The sequence below is a fragment of the Oleiphilus sp. HI0066 genome (assembly GCF_001635725.1).
In genome coordinates this window covers 1-699 of record NZ_LWFH01001780.1, presented here as the reverse complement: position 1 = coordinate 699, position 699 = coordinate 1, and the positions used below count along the sequence as shown (strand labels likewise).

Below are 699 nucleotides of genomic sequence, written 5' to 3'. Positions count from 1 at the left end.
GATCATCAAGCTTTAATTCGTTCACTAAACGGTCAAACGCATCCGCCTGCTCTTGCAATGAGCGGCTTCGACGATCATCTGCGCTCGAAAAGTGAGTCATTAGCATTTCTAACTGAATATTTGCGCCGTCTAATAACTCAATACAACGCTTGGTTTGCTCGACCGTTAAGCCCAAACGATGCATACCCGAATCGATTTTTAACCAGACCTTGCCATCAAAGTTTTGTGCAACCAGCATGCTCACTTGCTCAGGCCGATGGATAACATAACTCACGTTGTGCTGAGCTAAACTCTCGATGCAGTCCGCTTCGAATGGCCCTTCAAGTAAGAGAATTTCACCATCAAAACCTAGCGAGAAAATTGTTGCAGCTTCTTCAGCACAGGCAACGGCTAAGCGGCGACCTTGAAATGATGAAATGAGATTCTTAACGCCGTGACCATAGGCATCTGCCTTTACGACAAGAATGGTCTCGGCACTATTGGCAAGGCCGGATAGGTAGGCAATGTTTTGTTCAAATGCTTGTTGGTCTATAAGAGCTACAGCAGGTCGAGCCATCGCAAAAAACCTTAGAATTCGTTGTTATAATCCACGTGTGACAGATCGTTGAACTTGGTGAATTCGCCTTGGAACTGAAGACGGATCTTACCAATTGGCCCGTTACGCTGCTTACCAATGATAATTTCAGCAAGCCCTTTATC

The 699-nt window shown here is 45.5% G+C and carries 2 protein-coding genes; both read right to left on the bottom strand.

What is annotated here, in order from left to right; translation table 11 throughout:
• Window positions 1–556 (bottom strand): alanine racemase (locus tag A3738_RS27680; RefSeq protein ID WP_197474092.1); only part of this gene is annotated, 556 nt, incomplete at its 3' end.
• 11 nt (window positions 557–567) lie between these two features.
• Window positions 568–699 (bottom strand): DnaB-like helicase C-terminal domain-containing protein (locus A3738_RS29695; RefSeq protein ID WP_156504548.1); only part of this gene is annotated, 132 nt, incomplete at its 5' end.